The sequence below is a fragment of the Pedobacter frigidisoli genome (assembly GCF_004331675.1).
Taxonomy (GTDB): Bacteria; Bacteroidota; Bacteroidia; order Sphingobacteriales; family Sphingobacteriaceae; genus Pedobacter; species Pedobacter frigidisoli.
Window position 1 is genome coordinate 16,486 of the sequence record NZ_SJSN01000018.1, and the last position, 19,689, is coordinate 36,174.

The window sequence follows — 19,689 nt, forward strand, 5'->3', positions numbered from 1 at the left end:
TTGGTTTTAAATTTTTCTAATTACATTTCTAAAAAATTTAGAGATGTACAAGATACCCTTTACCAATATCGATTGGACTAAAATACAAAAGACAGTCCATCTTGGAGAAACAGGCACAGCAACTTGGCAAACCTTAAACCTCGATGGATTGAGAATTAGAATCGTAGAGTATTCAGCAGGTTACCTTGCAGATCATTGGTGCAAAAAAGGCCACATTGTACAATGTTTAGCTGGGAGCTTTACTAGCGAATTACAAGACGGAACTTCTTTTAGTTTATCAGCGGGGATGACGTATGTAGTTTCTGATGATTTAAGTAGCCACCGTTCGATAGCTGCAGATGGCGTAAAATTGCTAATTATTGATGGTGATTTTTTAAAACCCTAATGAAAAAGCATAATGTATGATGATAAAAACCCGGAGACTCATACTCAGAGAGCTTAACCTGACAGATGCTGATGGAATGTTTACGTTGGATAATGATCCAGAAGTACATAAGTTTCTAGGGAATAATCCAATTTCAACAATTGAGCAAAGCATTTCAAATATAAAGTTTATCCAAAATCAATATACTCAAAACGGCATAGGTAGATGGGCAGTAAACTGAAAGATCTACAGGCGATTTTGTTGGTTGGTCTGGCTTGAAACTTATCACTGAAAAGACTAATGGTTACACCAACTATTATGATATTGGCTATCGCTTTATACGCAATTCCTGGAAAAAAGGCTATGCAACTGAATCTGCAAAAGCTGTAATTGAATATGGATTTAAGGTATTGAATCTTCCAGAAATTATTGGCATTGCTGATGTAGAAAATTTTAGTTCTATACATGTACTCGAAAAAATCGGGTTAAAAAAGATAGAACAATTTGACTACGAGCAACGGATGCATCATTGGATGAAGATTGAAAATCAATTTTAGCCAAGTAAAGCCTGAGTTTTGCCAAAGAAGTCAAGTAATCATACTGAAATTGTAATAAGGTAATTTTATCAATCCAATGTTTTATTCATTCAACTTTCTTCTTGGTTTAGTTTTTGATGTAAATTGCTATCATTAAAAATCTAAACTTATGAAGAATTTTATCATCTGCGGCCTGCTGATCTGTTTATTAAGCGCTTGTCTAGAAAAGATCGATCCAAAGAAATTGGAGAACACCAAATGGGAATTATCTGAATTGCCTGGAATGACCCTGCCATCAACAGCAAAAGCAACGTTAAATTTTGCCGATAGTTTAAGGGTTAGCGGAAAATCATTTTGTAATAATTATGGTGGCCAAGCTGAAATTGCAGACAATAAAATTATGGTTAAGAATGTTTTTGGCACAAAGATGTTTTGTCAGGAAACTGATGCTGCAGAACGCTCCTATTTGCAGGCCTTGAACCAAGTTAATGGCGCTAAGGTTACCATAGATAAGCTTTATTTGCTAAACGGAGATAAAACAATTTTGACTTTTACCAAGGCAAATTAACCACTTTAACATTTAACCGAGTTTAAGCTCCAGCTAAAATTAGTATTTTTGCAAGCTTAAACTTAACGCTGAACGCATGCCATCAATTAAAGAAAATGTTAGTTTTTTCTTCGGTACGGTAAGAATAGCATTTGTACTCTTTCAAAAAAACGATCCACTGCGCTTGGCTGGAGCAACGGCATTTTTTACAAACTTTGCCCTTCCCCCAATATTAATTATCTTGATTAGACTATTTGGAATGTTCACAGATAGACGCTTGTTGGCGACCAATTTATTTGAGCGTTTGTCAAGCATTCTTGATGATCAAAGCATTACACAAATTAGAATGACCCTTAGAAATATTCGCGGGGTTGATCAACCTTGGTACATTACAACGTTAAGTTTTGTGTTCTTTTTCTTTGTAGCCACAACACTGTTTAATGTGATCAAGAACTCTCTCGAACAAATTTGGAATATTGGGCATAACGAGCATAAGAAAATAATCAATACCCTAAAATCGAGAGCAATTTCAGTTACAATTATCTTGCTAGTAGGAATTTTATTTTTTGTTGGTTTATTGGCCGATAGTGTACAGGCTTATATAGGCGCATACCTGAAAACAAACTCCCCATCTTTCGGCTTAGTCCTTACCTCCATTATCAATCAGATTGTATTCGTAATTATTGTAACCACCTGGTTTACTATCCTATTCAGGTACCTTACCAACGGAAGACCAACATGGCGGGCTGCAATTTCTGGAGGATTATTAACTGGTTGTTTATTTACTGCGGGAAAGTACATCCTACGTATTTTATTACCGCTTAGCAACATTAGCAATATTTACGGTTCGGCAGGATCTTTAATTGTAATTATGCTATTTGTTTTCTACTCCTCATTAATCTTCTACTTTGGAGCATCGTTTGTAAAGGCGTTAAGTATGGAAAGGGCTACCCCAATCATACCAAAAAATGGATCCTTCGCCTACGAACTTACAGAGGTTGAAACTTAATTGTTATAAATAAAATAAGGGCTGATAATTATAATTACCAGCCCTTATCATATTAAAATATAATTTCTCTGATTAGAAAATTCTATACCCTAATCCAACTGTAAACAGATTTAACTTGGTTCCAGGGTAGCCAGATTTATTAATTTTTGATAGGCCAAGTTCATAACGGGCATCAAAACTAAGCTTCTTTAAATCTAAACCGGCTCCAAATTGCCAAGCCAAAGCCTGGTTTTTAAAGTCTGCTCTAAATACACTACCTGCTGCTTGCCCAAAGCTTTGATTTTCATCAAGAATTAAGGAAAACATGGGTCCAGTATTTAATCTCAATCCAATACCTGCTGCACCAAATTTGGTTCCTACTAATAAAGGAACATCTAAGCTGGTGAAACGTACCTTATTTATTTGGCCAGTTGCATCGCTTACCAAATCGGCTTTTTTTCCAGATATGTATAGTTCTGGTTGAAAATAGACACCTGCTGCACCTACCCTAGCCCACAAACCACCATAAAAGCCAGTTCGGTTATCGCTACTAAAGGTGTTCTCACTATCAAACTTAGAAAAGTTTGCGCCAGCTTTAATACCTAATTGGAAAGATGGCAATACCTGCGCACTAGCGAAAAGGCCAACCAAAAGACAGGCAACTGTTAAAGATAAAAATTTCATAAAAAGGGATGATTAAGGTTAATTTAGCTGGTGGCATTATCAATAGCCTCTTGTTCTTTTAAGGCATCAACATTGTTCTTGTCACCAAAATTTTGTGTTTTATCTGCAAAGTAAGCTAAAATTCCGACAATAGTATCAAGGTTATCGGCCAAACGTTGGTGCATATCAGGTAAATCTTTTTCTAAACGTTTGTCACTCAATTCGATATTATCAACTTCAATTTTACCAATTTTTTGAATAAGTGCCGTTTGAGAATTTTGCAAATCTTCTAACTCACGCACAATCTTCTCCATTAATTCAAATTTCTGTAAGGTATTCATAGGTTTCTATTTTTAAGTTATTACTGTTTCTATAATAAACCCACACCCTGCACTTTTGTTTTTATTATGGCAATTTTCAAATCAAATTTGGAATTTCGAGAAACAACTAATAAATTAGTTAAAAATAACTTACTATGAAAAAGCTATTTATTACCTGCCTCCTGTTATCTTTTTCTACGCTTTTGTTTAGTCAGATTTCGACTTCGATAGATAAAGAGAAACTCTTCGATTTCTATCAAACACAGCGGTATGCCGATGCCGCAACATACCTAAAAAGTATTTATGGAGAGGATGTAAAGGATACTAAGATTTTAACCCAGATTGGTTATTGCTTTTTGATGGCAGGAAATAATGTTGAGGCCGAAAAATACTATTCCATAGCTTATGCCACTCAACCACAGAACTTGCCTATACTTTTTAGCCTAGCAAGCATCAACGCCAAAAGAGGCAACAATGAAAAGGCCAAAAACTATTACAGTGAAATTGTAAAGATTGATAGTAATAATTTTAACGTTTATAAGCTGTTGGCAAATCTTTATAATGAAAAAGATTCGATGAAATTGGTCTATCTGTTGAAGGCAAATAAGATTAATCCATTGGAGGGCGATGTTGCCGAAGATCTTGCGGACGTACATTCCGTTTATCAAGAATATGAGAAAGCTTACCAGGTATTGGATATTGCCATCAAGGCTGATTCTGAGAATTTGGTGCTTCAGAGGGCGAAACTTCCCATAGCAAACCAACTTAAAAAATACAACGAAGTGATAAGCTCTGGAGAAAGACTCTTAAGGGACTTGATTGATGCCGCAGTGATTAAGGATGTTGCAAAGGCCTATTATTTCACCAAGCAATATCAAAATGCCATCAACCTATTTAAAACCTTGGAGGTGCTATCTATGCAGAATGAGGCAACTTTATATTACACTGCTTTAAGTTATAGGGCATTGAAAAATTTTCCCAAATCATCAATATACACCAAGAAAACAATTGACGAGGCAATTTCGCCCAATACTTCGAGCTATTACGCTTTATTGGGCTTGGTTTATCAAGAGAACAACCAATTCAGTTTAGCTGCAGCTGCCTTTAAAAAAGGCCTAACCTTTAGGCCAAACCCGACCATTTATTATCGCTTGGCGAAACTTTACGATACCAAATTTAAACAGACCAAAACTGCCTTGAGCTATTACAACAAATATTTAAAGAGCAAGCCAAGCTTGAAAGATGAAAAAGAAGAGATACAATATACGAAAGATAGAATAGCACAGCTGAAGCCAACAGATTAAACCAAATCTTCGAAAACGGGTTTTACATTGTCCCAGAAATCATCCAGAGCGATAATTCTTGGTTTGAAAAATGATATCAGATCGGGCCAATGCTGTTGGTTGAAAACGCTCACCTGGTTTAAGGTCATGGAAATCTGACTGATTGTTTTGCCAAATTCATCAGTAGAATCTTTTATCCAGTCCCAATCCTCATTTAAGGTATTGCTAAACATCAGTTTAAATTCCTCGAATTGTTCGAATATTAAATGCCTGATATCAGCATCAGAATGAGTAAGTTGAATGGCGATGAATGCAGATTTATTGGTGACATCCATTTTAAAGATGATGTTCTTTACACCCGTTTTGTAGCTTACCCAGTGAACTGTAGAACCACTTGCAGCGGGAACGGGCTTCATATATTGCCCTAAACTGATCCAAAATTGCTGTTTTAACCGAGCAGCTTCTTCTTTACTGTACATTATTATTTATAGTAGTGGATTGGCAAGCTTAAATTCGCCAATCCAAAAATATTTTCAGCAGATTAAAGATAATTATCTTCTTGCCCTTGTTGGACAAAATGCAACAAAATATGCTGCTCCTGGTTGAACATCAACCTTTAGATCAAGAATGTTAATTTTTGGTTGATCACTTTTTAAGTGCAAGAGAACGCTATCAGAAAAATCTTGCATAATCGCTGGATCTACCATTGTTGAAACAGTTGGGTAATAATTATGCTCAATTTCTGCCTTGGCCTCTTCATTGACTTGGCTGAGTTTCCAGCTCTCCGTAGCACGCATTCCGTTTTCGTCATTTGAATTGTTCAAGTGGTATAAAAATACCTTTGCCTGTAAGACAATTTCTTTATGTTGCATATTGTAAATTTTTAAGTAAAAAGAGGCGTAAGAGGCTAAAGATACCGCATTAAGTTTGAAATGCTGTATGTTTTATGTAAAACCAGAAATTAGATTAGGGAATATTCTGCGTAATCCATGACTTTAAATATGATTACCTATAAATTATTTTATAAAAAATCAATTATCAAATTTTACTTTTTTTCTCCATAAACCTCAGCAATTTGCTTAGAAAGGTATTTGAAAGCGAGCGGCATTTCTGCAGACAAATTCTTGGTGCTTCCTTCAATAAATATAAAACCCTTGTAATTTATATCCCTTAATGCACTGAGATAAGGTTTGAAATCATCGCCTGCAACTCCAGGGAATGTTCTTTTCTCTTTTTCCGAAATTTCGCAAAATGCTATCAAATCTTTATTGGCAACGATATCCGCTGGAGATTCGTCCTGCCTGGTCATGTGAAATATATCTACATTAAGTCTAAAATTGGGATGATTCACTTCCCGAACAATTTCTGCAGCTTGTTTAAGCGAAGTAATGAAGTTTGTTTCCGTTGTCTCCAGGTTTTCTAAGACGATGGTTACCTGATGCTTTCCTGCAACCTGACCGAGTTTTTTTCCCAACGCAACAAAATCCGATTTTGCTTTTGTTAAATCGTAACCATCGGGGATATTCCTCGAGCCCGAACTACCCAGAACAATAAACTTTACGCCTGCTTGCCTTGCTCTTGAAAGCACAACGTCAGCATATTCCAGAACTTTCGCTTCTACAACATTTGGTCCAGCTATTTTTAAACTGGCTGGAAAAAAGAGATTACAGGATAATACCTTACACTTTGCTTCCTTAATCTGCTTGAGTTTGTTACCAAACTCAGCATCTGTTAGCGTTGGCGAAAGTATTCTACTTACAGATTCTCCAATCAACTTAAAACCAGCGGAGTGAGCAAGGCTATCATTGGATAAATCGGTTACAATACCCAATTGAGGTACTCCCGGTTTATCGGAAACAAAACTTGAAATGAACATGGCAACTGTAAAAGCCAATAATGTTGTGAAGCTAGATCTCATATCATTCGTGTTATTTGGTTAAAATTAATTGGCAAACATTGATTAAAAAAATGCTATTGTAATCCCTATTTCTCTTCTAAAAAAACAAGTTTCACAGCATTTAAATATCCGTAGCCGTAAACATTATCCGGTTGCAGATAGCTGGTTTCCGTCCATTCATTCCAACTATTTATGGTAATTAATGGTGCTTGCTTTGGGTGTTTGTCAATAAAATCCTTTGCATTGCGAAGCGCCTTTGCAAAATTTTCTGGTGTATTGTTCATTACTACTGCACTTTTTCCTGTCCTGGGACTATTGTCCCAACCTACGCTAATATGCGGATAATAAGTGATATCGAAATCTTTGTCTATTCTCGACCACTCTTTTTTCACTCGTTCTAAAATGTTTAAATAATCATCATTCACCTCTGTAAAATGTACGAACTGATAATGGGTTGCGCTGGTAAAGCCCAGTTTCTTAACAAACTCATTGCCTGGCGATGCACCCTTATTGCCATCAAAACCACTATGGTTTAAGTTTTGTGACCACATGGTAATTTGAAGATCTAGGCCAGGAAAAACAGCTTTCTTAGTTTCATCCTTAAACCATTTTAGGGCCGAAACCGTCTGTTCTATTCCGCCCAAACCAGCAATGAGTTGCGGAATATCGTATATCATAAAAACCGGCTTGCCCGCTATCTTAAAGTATTGCGGCAGCTTGAAATATTTTTCAATATTGCGCTTGCAGATTTTTTCAAATTCATCACGACTTACTTTACCAGTCCAGATAACATTGTTTTCATTGTATTTATTCAGTCTGGTATCCCAGGTATTCACCACATCATGATTGGCCCACATCAGGTAGAACTTCATTTTATTGGAATTATCCGCCTTTAAAAAACCATTATCCAAGGTAGTTTCCATAAAAGGCCTACCATCGTACCAATACCAATCGAAGATAAAAACATTAATGCCGTGTTTCGTTGCCTGATCAATTTCCATGCTCATCACCGCAGGATCGGCTTCGTTAATTGTTCCCCACAGTGGCTTTCTATTCCAATAATGACCTGGAAATCGTTCCTGCATATTGGTAACGGTTTCCCATTCGCCGTTCCCATTTGGCCAAAATGGCCTAAGTCTTGGATCGTCATTCGCGTAGGCAGGGTAAACAAAAGCTGCCACATCATATTTCTTTTTTGGGATGGCTTTTGCCTCTTGGGCAATTACTTTAGCATCAATAAAACCCAATAAGAAGATTCCAAAAACTACTGCAAACCTTCTGCTTAAGAAATTGATTCGGATATACAGAATGCCTTGTGGATGCATCATCTTGGAATTTTTGTTTTTACTAGTATTTAGACTCAAAATGATAACTACCAGAACCAATTTGTTCTTTTTTGCCCGTTTTGGGCATTACAACAGTTGCCTTAGAATTTGCTGGCACGATGACATCTAATTTAAAAGTACCATCTTGGATTATCCATGATGATTTTACCAATCCATAAACGGTTTCCAATTCGCCTGATGCGCTGGTTAACTTGCCACCTGGTTTAGGCGTGATTAAAATTTCTTTATAGCCTGGCTCAGCAGCTACCGGAATGATGCCAACCACATTCTTGTACATCCAATCGCCAATTGCGCCATAAGCATAGTGATTAAAGGAGTTCATATCTGCAGTTTGAAACGATCCATCTGGTTTGATTCCATCCCAACGTTCCCAAATGGTGGTTGCTCCCATTTTAACGGGATATAACCAAGATGGATAACTTTCTTGCATTAAAAGATCGTAAGCCACATCATCATGGCCAAACCTGCTCAATACATGGCATAAATAAGGAGTTCCCAAAAATCCTGTAGTTAGATGATTTCCATAATCCCTCACATTCGCAACCAATCTTTCTGCTGCCTGCTGGCGAAGATTTTCTGGCATCATATCAAATTGAAGTGCTAATACATAAGCTGTTTGGGTATTGGAAACCAATTTTCCGGTTACGGTCATGTACTCCCTAATGTAAGCGGACTTGATTTTTTCCAGCAGCTCCTCATACTTTTTTACGTCATCATTTTTACCTAAAACCCTTGCCGCATTTAAAAGCAATTGTGTGGAGTGTGCATAGAACGTTTGCGCAATCATATATTTATCGGTTACCGCAGCACGGCCATCATTATCATCATTTGGGCGATAAAATAGCCAATCGCCAAAGTGAAAGCCAGTATTCCAAAGGTTATCCTTAGCAACAGAAGAAACGTAGTCTACCCATTTTTTCATGCTATTATATTGCGCATCCAAAATCCCTTTATCGCCATAGGAAACATACATATCCCATGGGATTATGGTAGCAACATCTGCCCAACCGGCAGAACCTGCATCACGTTCTGAAATTACATTTGGAACCACGAATGGCACGCTGCCATTTGGCAACTGATCTGCACTTACATCTTTCATCCATTTGGTAAAAAAGCCAGATACGTCCATATTGTAAGCAGCCGTATTATAGAATGCCTGCGCATCACCTGTCCAGCCTAAACGCTCGTCTCTCTGCGGACAATCAGTTGGAACATCAACAAAATTTCCCTTTTGTCCCCATTCTATATTGTGCTGTAACTGATTAATTAGCGTGTTTGATGTCGTAAATTTCCCTGTAGGTTTCATATCAGAATATAAGGCTACAGCGGTAAGATTCTCTAACTTAAGCTCTCCTGGATAGCCATCAATTTTGATGTACCTAAATCCTTGGAAGCTAAAATGGGGCTCAAATACTTGCTCCACATTATCCTTTAAAATGTAATTATTTTCTTGCTTTGCACTACGAAGATTGGTGGTGTAAAAATTACCGGCCTTATCTAAAACCTCCGCATGTTTTAAGGTAATTTTTGTGCCCGCTGGTCCTTTTGCTCTCACCATCACCCAACCCACCAGGTTTTGCCCAAAATCGACCACTGTTTCACCTTTCGGCGTCTTGAATATTTTGACAGCCTTAAATTCTTCATGTTTGGTAACAGGCGGGCCGCTCATTCCCACTAAGCGTTCTGATCCTCTTGCAATAATTCTTACAGGCTTCCAAGAAGTAGTCTCCTTATATCCAACAATGTTCCATCCAGGCATTTCCGCTCTTGCATCGTAAGTTTCCCCATCATAGATATTTGAAGAACGGATTGGTCCAAAGGCACTTCTCCAGCTATCATCAGAATTGATTATCTCTTTTGAACCATCAGTATATTGTATTTCAAGTTGAAATAACAATGCCCTCGTATCTCCATAAAGGTGTTTTTTATGATCAAAACCTATCCTGCCCTTAAACCAACCATCGCCAAGGGCGACACCAATTACATTTGCGCCAGTTTTGATGGATTTGCTTAAATCGTAAACCTGATATTGAATGTGGTTTTTATAGCTTGTCCATCCTGGGGCAAAGTAATGATTGCTTATTTTCTGACCGTTGATGCTAGCCTCGTAAAGCCCCTTTGCTGTAATGTAGGCTGTTGCAGAAAGGACTTTCTTTTTTAAGTCTATTTCTTTTCTAATAAGCGGAGAGGCGAATGAGGTATCATTTCCCTCAACTGTAATCCACTTAGCGCTCCAATCTTCGGGTTTTAAGCCTGTTTTAAAATGCTGAATTGGCGACCAAGCTGAGGTGTTGCCATGATTATCGGTTACTCGAACCTGCCAATAATAGGTGGTTTTTGATTTGAGCTCATCTCCACTATATTCAATGAGAACTGATTGATCACTGCTTTCTTTCGAGCTCCAAGAGGTTGCCTTTTCAGTACTTCCTAATTTAATCTCATAACTCTTTTGTGTAGTATTCTTAATATTGGAAACCAACTTCCAACTAAACCGAGGATGTGCATTATCGATACTAAAAGGATTTACTAAATGTTCAACGGTTAAATCCTTAACGGAGATTTTTTGCGCCAATGCATTTGTTACAAAGGAAAATAGCAAGGCAATGGTGAAAGCTGCTCTTGAAATAGTAGAAAGGTTGCTCATATGTGGTTAGCGTTAATTTTATGTCTTAACAATGCGATTATTGCAAATATTCTTCAGCCATCCATCATGCACTGTCCTGCAAAATTAAGCGTTACAATAACGCCTGTAACATTAAAAAAAGCTTAATAAAAAACGTTCAATGATTAACGCATTGTTCTTTGTTTACCTAATAAACCATCGTTAACATCTCCAAACGCATTAATTAATTTCTATTTGAAATTCAACAAAATTTCGTTTATTTGATCTGCGATGATACTCTACTGATTTAATTAATTTTTCTAATCAGGTATTTTTGCATTTAACTAAATATAATTTGATAATAAAAACCACTTGAGGAAATTCATAGTGGCTAAAATAAAAAACTATGCTCATCATTAACAGTTTCGAAGAATACAAGGCATTTTTGGGTAAGGAAATTGGGGTATCTGACTGGCATACTATCGATCAACAACAAATAAATAAATTCGCTGATGCTACCTTGGATTTTCAGTGGATACACACTGATCAGGAAAAAGCAAAGACAGAAAGCCCTTTTGGTTGTACCATCGCCCACGGATATTTAACGTTGTCGCTTATTCCATATCTCTGGAAACAGATTGCCGATATCAGAAACGTTAAAATGGAGGTAAATTACGGCATCGAAAATTTTAAATTTGGCCAGCCTGCCTTATCTGGTGAGGAAGTACAGTTAAAGGCAAAACTAATTTCAATATCCGATCTTCGGGGGATAACAAAAGTTGTTATTCAGGCAACACTTTGCACAAAGGGAAAGGTAAAACCCGTTTACACTGGTAATGTGGTATTCCTTTATCATTTTATATAGAGTTGGGCTGAATATTCTGTTTAATAAAACTGAAATAAAAACAAAGGCTGGATAAGCTATAGCCGCTTATCCTACTTATTCATTAAACGGGCAACATATTTACCAATAATATCAAACTCTAGGTTTACGGTATCATCAACATTTACCTCCTGAAGATTGGTGTGCTCGAAAGTGTAGGGAATAATAAAAACAGAAAACTCATTATCCGCAGAATTTACAACCGTTAAGCTGATGCCATTTATGCAGGCAGAGCCTTTTTCTACAGTTACATTACCAGCAGCGGAATCGTACTTAAAACGATATTCCCAGCTTCCATCCAATTCTTCTCGTTTAACGCAAATTGCAGTCTGATCTACATGGCCTTGAACAATATGTCCATCCAAGCGAGCGTTCATTTGCATGCACCGCTCTAGGTTTACCCTACTGCCAACCTTTAAATCATCAAGATTGGTTTTGCTCAAGGTTTCATCAATAGCGGTAACCGTATGGTTTCCATCATTTAATGCTACCACTGTTAGGCAAACGCCGTTATGGGCCACACTTTGGTCGATTTTCAACTCGTGGCTAATGGCCGATGAAATGGTAAAATGAATGTTAGTATGATCGTTTTTGATGGCAGTTACCTCGCCAAGCGTTTCTATAATTCCGGTAAACATTTTTATTTTGCTAATATTTTAATCTATTTTTCCTCCAATTGGAGGTTTGCGCAATCGTTTCAACAGGCTGATTAACAACACTATAATTTCCGAAAATCCTTGCCGCGATTACTGCTGCAATTAAGGCTTCGGTTTCATCCTGTGCTTTTAAACTTTCTGGCTTGAAATATTTTCCGACAAAATGGGTGTCAAAATCCCCTGTTTTGAAGGCCTCATGCTGCATTACAAATTTACCAAAATCCAACGTAGTTTCTATCCCCGTAATCTCATATTCCTCAATTGCCCTGATCATTCTGTTAATTGCCTCTTCCCTATCCTTGCCATAAGTAATCAATTTGGCAATCATCGGATCGTAATAAATAGGAATTTCCATGCCCTGCTCAAATCCATCATCAACCCTTACGCCATTTCCCTTTGGTGTTTTATAAGTCTGTAGTGTACCAATATCTGGGAGAAAATTATTATTCGGATCTTCTGCATAAACACGAAGTTCTATGGCGTGGCCACTAATCTTCAGATCCTCTTGGGTAAAGCTTAATTTTTCGCCAGAAGCAATCTTGATCTGCTCTTTCACCAGATCAATTCCCGTGATCAGTTCAGTTACCGGATGCTCTACCTGCAAACGGGTATTCATTTCGAGGAAGAAAAAATCGAGGTTTTCATCGAGGATAAACTCTACCGTTCCAGCGCCAGTATAATTTACCGAACGGGCCACATCTACAGCGCATTTTCCCATTTCGGCCCTAATCTCAGCAGTAAGAATTGCTGATGGCGCTTCCTCTACCACTTTCTGGTGGCGCCGTTGAACGGAACATTCACGCTCAAAAAGATGAACAATGTTTCCGAAGTTATCACCCAAAACCTGAATTTCGATATGTCTTGGTGAGGTAACATACCTTTCGATAAAAACGGAACCATCGCCAAAGGCAGACGTGGCCTCACTCACCGCAAGCTGCATTTGTTCCTCAAAATCATCAACCCTTTCTACTATTCGCATTCCCTTTCCACCGCCACCTGCCGCAGCTTTAATCAAGATTGGAAAACCAACTTCTATGGCTCGCCCTTTCGCTTCATTAACATCCTTTATCGCTTCTTCGGTACCAGGAACCATTGGAATGTTATATTTCAATGCCGCGGCCTTTGCAGAAAGTTTGTTGCCCATTATTTCCATCGCTCTGGGCGAAGGACCTACTAGGATCAAGCCTGCATCGGCAACCATTTGTGCAAAGCCGGCATTCTCCGATAAAAATCCATAACCTGGGTGAATGGCTTCTGCTCCTGTTTGTTTACAGGCAGCAATAATTTTTTCACCCACCAAGTAACTTTGATTAGATGGCGCCGGACCAATACAAATCGCCTCATCTGCGTAGCGAACATGTAGTGCATTGCGATCGGCCTCAGAAAAAACAGCAACAGTTTTGATACCCATTTCCTTTGCAGAACGCATAATGCGTAAAGCGATTTCGCCTCGATTGGCAACCAGTAATTTGGAGATTTGAGTTTTCGAATTTTCTGACATTGGATAATATAATGTAATTATTCTCTTATAAATGTAGGATGATCTCAATCGCTTGGTCAATCATTGCCGGCGTTAGATCCAAGTGGGTTACCAAACGAATGGTACTGGCACTTGTGGTACTACAATGTAGGCCTTTTTCCCTTAATTGATTCACAATTTTTTGGGCAGTGCCTTGCTCAACCTCAAAAATTAGAATATTGGTCTCAACAGGCATAATCGATTTAACATAACTCGTTCTCGATAAAGCTATCGCCAAATCCTTGGCATGGTTATGATCTTCCTTTAATCTTTCTATGTGATGATCCAAGGCATAAATGCCAGCAGCAGCTAAAAACCCCGCCTGCCTCATTCCACCACCGAAAGCTTTTCTAATCTTCCTTGCCTTATGGATCGTTTCCTTGCTTGCTAAAAGTACCGAACCCACGGGAGCACCCAAACCTTTCGAAAGACAAACAGAAATTCCATCAAAATATTTTCCATAATCGTGTGGATGATCTCCAGTAGTAGTTAATGCATTAAAAATTCTTGCTCCATCCAAATGAAGTTTTAAGCCCTTAATATTACAAAGATGATGAATAGGTGCGATCTGTGACAAGGTATAACAGCTTCCACCACCCTTATTAACCGTGTTTTCCAAAACAACCAAACTCGAATTTGGATAATGGATATTATCTTCGTTAATCTCTGGCTCAATCAATTCTGGCGTCAAGATTCCGCGTTCGCCATGTAAAAGCCTTACTGAGGCAGCAGAATGAAAAGCGATTCCCCCAATTTCATATCGATAAACATGCGCCGTTTGGTCACAGATCACCTCATCCATTGGCTGGGTAAAACATTTGATACCAATTTGGTTGGTCATTGTACCCGATGGACAAAATAATCCAGCTTCCATATTAAAGGTTGCGGCCAATTTTGTTTCGAGTGCATGGACAGTTTCATCTTCCCCAAAAACATCGTCACCCACCTTGGCACTCATCATCGCATCGAGCATACCAGCCGTTGGCTTGGTAACCGTATCACTTCTAAAATCCAAAAACGCTTTATTCATTGCTGTAGATTGTAAAATATTTCTTACTGATTAAAAAAAAGACCAATGCTTTTTCGGGTATAATTTAAAGGTTTTTAGCCACTTAAGCCCTTTATATAGTGTATTTTTTACACACTTAAATTTACATAACAACAAATTGTTAAAAAATTATTAAAAAAAAGGATACAAAATATAAGAGTTTTTATACTTTTATCGTGCTAAAACCAAAAATAAATAAAATGATAGTAATTGCAGACGGCGGATCTACCAAAACAAATTGGTGTTTGATTAACGAGGCCGGCAGAAAAATTTACTTTAACACCGAGGGTTACAATCCTTATTTCTCGAAAGGGGAATATATTGTAAAGTCCTTAAATGAATCTCTTCCAGACCACTTGGAGAGAGAGAAATTAACTGGGGTTTATTACTATGGTGCCGGATGTTCAACACCAGGAAACGTTAAGATCGTGGCAGATGCCATGAAACAGGTCTTTACAAATGCAACCATTTTTGTTGGTCATGATTTACTTGCCTCTAGTAGGGCGCTTCTTGGAAACGAGCCAGGATTCGCTGCTATTTTAGGTACAGGAACCAATTCATGCCTTTACGATGGGACTGAAATTACCATGAACATCGACTCATTAGGTTACTTTCTAGGTGATGAGGGTAGTGGTTCCTACATTGGTAAACGTATTTTAAGCGATTACATGAAAGGTTACATGCCGAAAGGTTTACGTGAGGCTTTTTATGATAACTACGCTTTAACCAACGAGGATATTTTTGATAACATCTATAATAAGCCCTTGCCAAACCGTTTCTGCGCAAGCTTTAGTAAGTTCTTATACGATTTTAAGGACAACTATGAGGATTATGCTTTTAGCACAATCGACTATGCCTTTACCGCATTTTTCGAAGCATTAGTAATCCATTATCCAAACTATAAAGACCACAAGCTAAACTGTGTGGGTTCAGTTGGTTATAGCTTCCGCGATATCTTGAGCATAGTTGCAGATCGTTACGAAATGGGCGTTGGTAAAATCATCCGCTCACCTATAGATGATTTGGTTCATTATCACTTAGAATTGGCACCGAAAGGGTAAGCTTGTTATCTAGGTTTATAAAGAAAGCTTCCGATTTGAAACTCAGATCGGAAGCTTTTTTTGTTTAACCCATCCCAGGAAAAATATAAATAATCTTTCTTTTCGAAAAGCAGAAACTGTAGTTTATTTTAACGTTAGTCCTTTTTTCCGCTGTATCCCCGAAGAAAAATCGGGGGATGCCGCTCCAATAAGGTTTAGTTAGGCAGGTTTGTGCCTTTATTGAGGGTTTCAGTTCAATTTTAGTAATACAATTTAAAAAGAGATTTCCTTACCAAAAAGCTTGGCATATTTTCTTTTATCAAATCGATATAAGGTAGCCGCCCGGTAAGAAACGCCCTTTTGTTTTTCATCTAATTCTTTCAACACACCAAAGCTCACAATCTTTTTTCTAAAGTTTCGCTTATCGAGCTTTTTGCCCAGAACCAATTCGTACACGTGTTGTAGTTGGGTTAGTGTAAATTTTTCTGGTAAAAGCTCAAAGGCAATTGGCTGATGTTTAATCCTCCGCTTAATTTTCTCGAGCCCCTTATCATAAATCTTCTGATGATCGAAAGCCAGTTTAGGAAGATCTGTTATTGGTAACCAACTGGCACGTTTGGCATAAGTACTAATCGGGCGAAGTTCCTTATCGCCACCTAAACGAATTAGCGCATAATAGGCTAAGGTAATTACCCTACCCTGCGGGTGCCTATTGGGATCGCCAAATGCATAATACTGCTCCATGTAAATACCACGGAGGCCGGTAAGTTCGTACAAAATTCGAGAGGCTGATTGATCTAAACTTTCATCAGGACCAACGATGTTACCGGGCAATGCCCACCAATCTTTAAACGGTTCTTCATTCCTTTCAATAAGCAGGATTTTTAATTCCTTGCCATCAAATCCAAACAGGACACAATCTATAGAGAATACGGAATCTAAATGAGGTAAAATTTGTTCCAAGGTAAAATTTAGTTATTTTAAGCAGATAAAGGTATGACTTTCAATATTAAGTAAAAAAAATAAAAAAAATTACTTAGTGTAAAAATTACACACTATATTCGTATAATAAAGATGGAGCCAAATATCAAAAATATAGCCGTACTTACCTCTGGTGGAGATGCCCCAGGGATGAATGCAGCGATTAGAGCCGTAGTTCGTACCGGAATTTACCATGGCATCAACATGTTTGGTGTGATGCAAGGTTATCAAGGACTTATTACCGACAACATAAAACCAATGGACGCCCGTTCTGTAAGCAATATTTTACACTTGGGCGGTACAATATTAAAAACTGCCCGCTGTTTAGAATTTAAAACAGACGAAGGTCAACAGATTGCTTATAATAATCTAAAGAAAAATAATATCGACGGACTGGTGGTGATCGGTGGTGATGGAACATTCACTGGTGCAAAACGCTTTTCTGAAACTTTCGGCGTTAAGGTTATCGGCATACCAGGAACCATCGATAATGATCTTGTAGGTTCTGATTTTACCTTAGGATACGATACGGCGATCAATACCGTTATCGAGGCAATTGATAAAATTAGAGATACTGCAGATGCACATGACCGCTTATTCTTTATTGAGGTAATGGGTCGTGATTCTGGCTGTATTGCCTTAAGAAGCTCAATTGCTAGCGGTGCTGAAGCGGTTCTTTTACCCGAGAGAGAAACCAGTGTTTCCGAACTGATTGAAAAATTAGCTTTGGGAGCAGCAACGAAGAAATCATCAAGTATTGTTATTGTAGCCGAAGGGCACAAACAAGGTGGCGCTTACGATATCGCCAAAAAAGTTAAGGAAACCTTTGATCATTACGATACCAAGGTTACCATATTAGGTCACCTACAGCGTGGCGGAAGTCCAAGCAGTTTCGATAGGATTTTAGGAAGCCGCCTAGGTTTTGCTGCCGTAAATGCATTAATAGCAGGAGAATCTGGACAAATGGTTGGACTAAAAGGCAACGAAATCAAGATGACTACCATTGCTGAAGCGTTAACTGCTCACAGCTTTAAGCTAGAGCCAGATTTGATGGAAATGACGGAGGTACTTTCTATATAATGATAGCAGTTGTTTACAGCGGATCGAGAACGGCATTTTGGAAACTTACCCAAAATGGAAAAGTGGTAGCGCATTGCAACACTGCGGGTATAAACCCCTGTTTTGTAGATTCAAAAACCATCTTACAGATCTTGAATAAAAAAGTTGCGCTGGTAAACAATGCAGAAAATATTAAAAAAATTTATTTCTTTGCCGCCGGAGCATCTTCTCCAGATCGACAGGAAGAATTGGCCAAAACGTTGTCATCATTTTTCAAATACAGTAAGATTGTTGTAGAAAATGATTTGTTTGGTGCTGCAAAAGCGGCCTGTTTCGATAAACCTGGAATAGTTGCCATGTTGGGAAGTGGTGCAAATTGTGCTTATTTTGACGGGAAGAAACCGCTAAACAATAACTACGGACTGGGTTATATCCTAGGCGATGAAGGTTCTTCTAATTATTTGGGCAAAATGTTATTAAAAGATTTTTTGGGTAATAAGCTTCCAAAGGATATCGAGACAAAATTTATTAAGAATTATAACTTAGATCGCCCTCAAATACTAGAAAGAATTTACAAAAAGCCGCAGGTCAATATTTTCTTGACTTCTTTCTTTGATTTTTTTACCCAAAATATCAACAGTGATCATATCGCTAAAATGGTAGACAAGGCTTTTGAAAAGCATTTTGAAACCTACATTCTGCCTATCGTAGAAAAATATGGAGAAACCGATCTGCATTTTGTGGGCAAGGTAGCGGCAGAACTCGAAGACCGCCTGCACCATACCGCAGGCAAATACAATTTGAAAATTAAAAGTATTATTAAAGAACCTATAGTAAATTTATTAAAACATTACACTAATTAACAAAACAATGAGCAAAATTGGAATAAACGGCTTTGGCCGTATCGGCAGACTGGTTTTCAGAGCCGCATTAAAAAGAGGATTAGATATTGTAGCAATTAACGACTTGATCGAGCCGGATTATATGGCTTACATGTTGAAATATGATACTACCCATGGCAAATTCGATGGAACAATTGAAGTTGTAGATGGTAACTTGGTAGTAAATGGTAAAACTATTCGCGTAACTGCAGAACGTAATCCTGCAGATTTAAAATGGGATGCCGTAGGTGTTGAGGTTGTTATCGAATCTACTGGTTTATTTTTAACACGTGCTGATGCTGAAAAACACATCGCTGCAGGTGCTAAAAAAGTAGTTTTCTCTGCTCCGGCTAAAGATGGTGATATCCCTACCTATGTAATGGGTGTTAATCATGATAAGTTAACGGCAGATCAAACTATCGTTTCAAATGCATCTTGTACTACCAACTGTTTAGCGCCGATCGCTAAGGTGTTAAATGATAACTTCGGTATTGTTGAAGGCTTAATGAGCACAATCCACGCCGTAACTGCTACTCAAAAAACTGTAGACGGTCCATCCGCTAAAGATTGGAGAGGTGGTCGTGGTGGATTCTCTAACATTATCCCTTCATCAACTGGTGCTGCTAAGGCCGTAGGCATGGTTCTTCCTGAATTAAAGGGAAAATTAACGGGTATGTCCTTCCGCGTTCCTGTTGCTGATGTTTCGGTAGTAGATTTAACTGTACGCCTAGAAAAACCAGCAACTTATGAGCAAATCAAGGCAGCTATGAAAGCAGCATCTGAAGGCGAGTTGAAAGGCGTGCTAGCTTACACTGAAGATGAGGTTGTATCATCTGATTTTATTGGAGATGATCACGCATCTATCTTTGATGCCAAAGCTGGTATTTCTTTGAATGACAACTTCGTTAAAGTGGTATCTTGGTATGACAACGAATGGGGATATTCTTCAGCCTTAGCAAAATTCGTAGAATATTATGCTAGTTTATAATAAATTTTAGCCTTTAGGCTGATTTTAAACTTTTGGAAAGGCTGCATTGTTAACCAATGTAGCCTTTTTGTATTTAAAAGTATTTTTT

The 19,689-nt window shown here is 38.1% G+C and carries 22 protein-coding genes; 11 read left to right on the plus strand and 11 right to left on the minus strand.

All coding sequences use genetic code 11. From position 1 onward, the window contains the following. Positions 1 to 43: 43 nt before the first annotated feature. The 5 genes from EZ449_RS18915 (at position 44) to EZ449_RS18930 (ending at position 2,456) form a co-directional block, all read left to right on the plus strand. Entirely contained in the window at positions 44 to 385 is a 342-nt protein-coding gene (locus EZ449_RS18915; RefSeq protein ID WP_131561834.1) for a DHCW motif cupin fold protein, read from the plus strand. Between the two features lie 76 nt (positions 386 to 461). After that, positions 462 to 605: a hypothetical protein gene (locus EZ449_RS23340; RefSeq protein ID WP_262711145.1), complete on the plus strand. Its 144-nt coding sequence runs from the start codon at positions 462 to 464 to the stop codon at positions 603 to 605. A 34-nt stretch (positions 606 to 639) separates the two neighbouring features. After that, entirely contained in the window at positions 640 to 921 is a 282-nt protein-coding gene (locus EZ449_RS23345) for a GNAT family N-acetyltransferase (protein WP_262711144.1), read from the plus strand. A 148-nt stretch (positions 922 to 1,069) separates the two neighbouring features. Beyond that, positions 1,070 to 1,468: an META domain-containing protein gene (locus EZ449_RS18925; protein WP_131561836.1), complete on the plus strand. Its 399-nt coding sequence runs from the start codon at positions 1,070 to 1,072 to the stop codon at positions 1,466 to 1,468. A 76-nt stretch (positions 1,469 to 1,544) separates the two neighbouring features. Next, positions 1,545 to 2,456: a YihY/virulence factor BrkB family protein gene (locus EZ449_RS18930; protein WP_131561839.1), complete on the plus strand. Its 912-nt coding sequence runs from the start codon at positions 1,545 to 1,547 to the stop codon at positions 2,454 to 2,456. A gap of 72 nt (positions 2,457 to 2,528) precedes the next feature. On the opposite strand, the gene EZ449_RS18935 is transcribed toward EZ449_RS18930, so the two are convergent. Beyond that, on the minus strand, positions 2,529 to 3,119 hold the full coding sequence (locus EZ449_RS18935; RefSeq protein WP_131561841.1) for a porin family protein: 591 nt from the start codon (positions 3,117 to 3,119) through the stop codon (positions 2,529 to 2,531). Positions 3,120 to 3,142: 23 nt separating this feature from the next. After that, positions 3,143 to 3,439 (minus strand): hypothetical protein, encoded by a 297-nt coding sequence (locus tag EZ449_RS18940; protein WP_131561843.1) that lies wholly within the window; start codon positions 3,437 to 3,439, stop codon positions 3,143 to 3,145. A 134-nt stretch (positions 3,440 to 3,573) separates the two neighbouring features. Between EZ449_RS18940 and EZ449_RS18945 the strand changes: the two genes are divergently transcribed. After that, positions 3,574 to 4,722 (plus strand): tetratricopeptide repeat protein, encoded by a 1,149-nt coding sequence (locus tag EZ449_RS18945; RefSeq protein WP_131561848.1) that lies wholly within the window; start codon positions 3,574 to 3,576, stop codon positions 4,720 to 4,722. Here the strand turns inward: EZ449_RS18945 and EZ449_RS18950 are convergent. From EZ449_RS18950 to EZ449_RS18970, 5 genes are all read right to left on the minus strand, one after another. Further along, a complete protein-coding gene (locus tag EZ449_RS18950; RefSeq protein ID WP_131561850.1) occupies positions 4,719 to 5,180 on the minus strand; it encodes a DUF4268 domain-containing protein in 462 nt (153 codons plus the stop codon). The two genes, EZ449_RS18945 and EZ449_RS18950, sit on opposite strands and share 4 nt — an antisense overlap. Before the next feature lie 72 nt (positions 5,181 to 5,252). Next, positions 5,253 to 5,573 (minus strand): hypothetical protein, encoded by a 321-nt coding sequence (locus EZ449_RS18955; RefSeq protein ID WP_131561852.1) that lies wholly within the window; start codon positions 5,571 to 5,573, stop codon positions 5,253 to 5,255. A 173-nt stretch (positions 5,574 to 5,746) separates the two neighbouring features. Continuing rightward, positions 5,747 to 6,619, minus strand: a complete 873-nt coding sequence (locus tag EZ449_RS18960; protein ID WP_131561854.1) for a sugar phosphate isomerase/epimerase family protein — start codon at positions 6,617 to 6,619, stop codon at positions 5,747 to 5,749. A gap of 65 nt (positions 6,620 to 6,684) precedes the next feature. After that, positions 6,685 to 7,926: a glycosyltransferase WbsX family protein gene (locus tag EZ449_RS18965; protein WP_225872372.1), complete on the minus strand. Its 1,242-nt coding sequence runs from the start codon at positions 7,924 to 7,926 to the stop codon at positions 6,685 to 6,687. 19 nt (positions 7,927 to 7,945) lie between these two features. Then, a complete protein-coding gene (locus EZ449_RS18970) occupies positions 7,946 to 10,588 on the minus strand; it encodes a glycoside hydrolase family 78 protein (RefSeq protein WP_131561856.1) in 2,643 nt (880 codons plus the stop codon). A gap of 364 nt (positions 10,589 to 10,952) precedes the next feature. On the opposite strand from EZ449_RS18970, the gene EZ449_RS18975 reads away from it, so the two are divergent. After that, positions 10,953 to 11,411 carry a MaoC family dehydratase gene (locus EZ449_RS18975; RefSeq protein WP_131561858.1) on the plus strand — a complete coding sequence of 153 codons (459 nt, stop codon included), beginning with the start codon at positions 10,953 to 10,955 and terminating at the stop codon, positions 11,409 to 11,411. A gap of 71 nt (positions 11,412 to 11,482) precedes the next feature. Here the strand turns inward: EZ449_RS18975 and EZ449_RS18980 are convergent, their stop codons facing one another. Genes EZ449_RS18980 through EZ449_RS18990 form a run of 3 tightly spaced genes read right to left on the minus strand, consistent with a single transcriptional unit; the run spans position 11,483 to position 14,634 of the window. Beyond that, the gene (locus tag EZ449_RS18980; RefSeq protein WP_131561862.1) at positions 11,483 to 12,067 is read right to left on the minus strand and encodes a riboflavin synthase; all 585 of its coding nucleotides are present in this window, start codon (positions 12,065 to 12,067) and stop codon (positions 11,483 to 11,485) included. A 10-nt stretch (positions 12,068 to 12,077) separates the two neighbouring features. After that, positions 12,078 to 13,586 (minus strand): acetyl-CoA carboxylase biotin carboxylase subunit, encoded by a 1,509-nt coding sequence (accC, locus tag EZ449_RS18985; RefSeq protein ID WP_131561870.1) that lies wholly within the window; start codon positions 13,584 to 13,586, stop codon positions 12,078 to 12,080. Between the two features lie 25 nt (positions 13,587 to 13,611). Beyond that, on the minus strand, positions 13,612 to 14,634 hold the full coding sequence (locus EZ449_RS18990; RefSeq protein ID WP_131561872.1) for a threonine aldolase family protein: 1,023 nt from the start codon (positions 14,632 to 14,634) through the stop codon (positions 13,612 to 13,614). A 218-nt stretch (positions 14,635 to 14,852) separates the two neighbouring features. Here EZ449_RS18990 and EZ449_RS18995 point away from each other — a divergent pair, with 218 nt between their 5' ends. Beyond that, positions 14,853 to 15,713 (plus strand): N-acetylglucosamine kinase, encoded by an 861-nt coding sequence (locus EZ449_RS18995; protein ID WP_131561875.1) that lies wholly within the window; start codon positions 14,853 to 14,855, stop codon positions 15,711 to 15,713. 252 nt (positions 15,714 to 15,965) lie between these two features. On the opposite strand, the gene EZ449_RS19000 is transcribed toward EZ449_RS18995, so the two are convergent. Then, the gene (locus EZ449_RS19000; protein ID WP_131561877.1) at positions 15,966 to 16,655 is read right to left on the minus strand and encodes an NUDIX hydrolase; all 690 of its coding nucleotides are present in this window, start codon (positions 16,653 to 16,655) and stop codon (positions 15,966 to 15,968) included. A gap of 111 nt (positions 16,656 to 16,766) precedes the next feature. Between EZ449_RS19000 and pfkA the strand changes: the two genes are divergently transcribed. The 3 genes from pfkA to gap are packed head-to-tail and all read left to right on the plus strand — an operon-like array spanning position 16,767 to position 19,601. Next, positions 16,767 to 17,753 (plus strand): 6-phosphofructokinase, encoded by a 987-nt coding sequence (gene pfkA, locus EZ449_RS19005; protein ID WP_131561879.1) that lies wholly within the window; start codon positions 16,767 to 16,769, stop codon positions 17,751 to 17,753. Further along, on the plus strand, positions 17,753 to 18,595 hold the full coding sequence (locus tag EZ449_RS19010) for a hypothetical protein (RefSeq protein WP_131561881.1): 843 nt from the start codon (positions 17,753 to 17,755) through the stop codon (positions 18,593 to 18,595). The genes pfkA and EZ449_RS19010 overlap by 1 nt, the downstream gene beginning before the upstream one ends. A 7-nt stretch (positions 18,596 to 18,602) precedes the next feature. Further along, positions 18,603 to 19,601, plus strand: coding sequence for a type I glyceraldehyde-3-phosphate dehydrogenase (gene gap, locus EZ449_RS19015; RefSeq protein WP_108200907.1), 999 nt, complete (start codon positions 18,603 to 18,605; stop codon positions 19,599 to 19,601). The last annotated feature ends 88 nt before the right edge of the window (positions 19,602 to 19,689 follow it).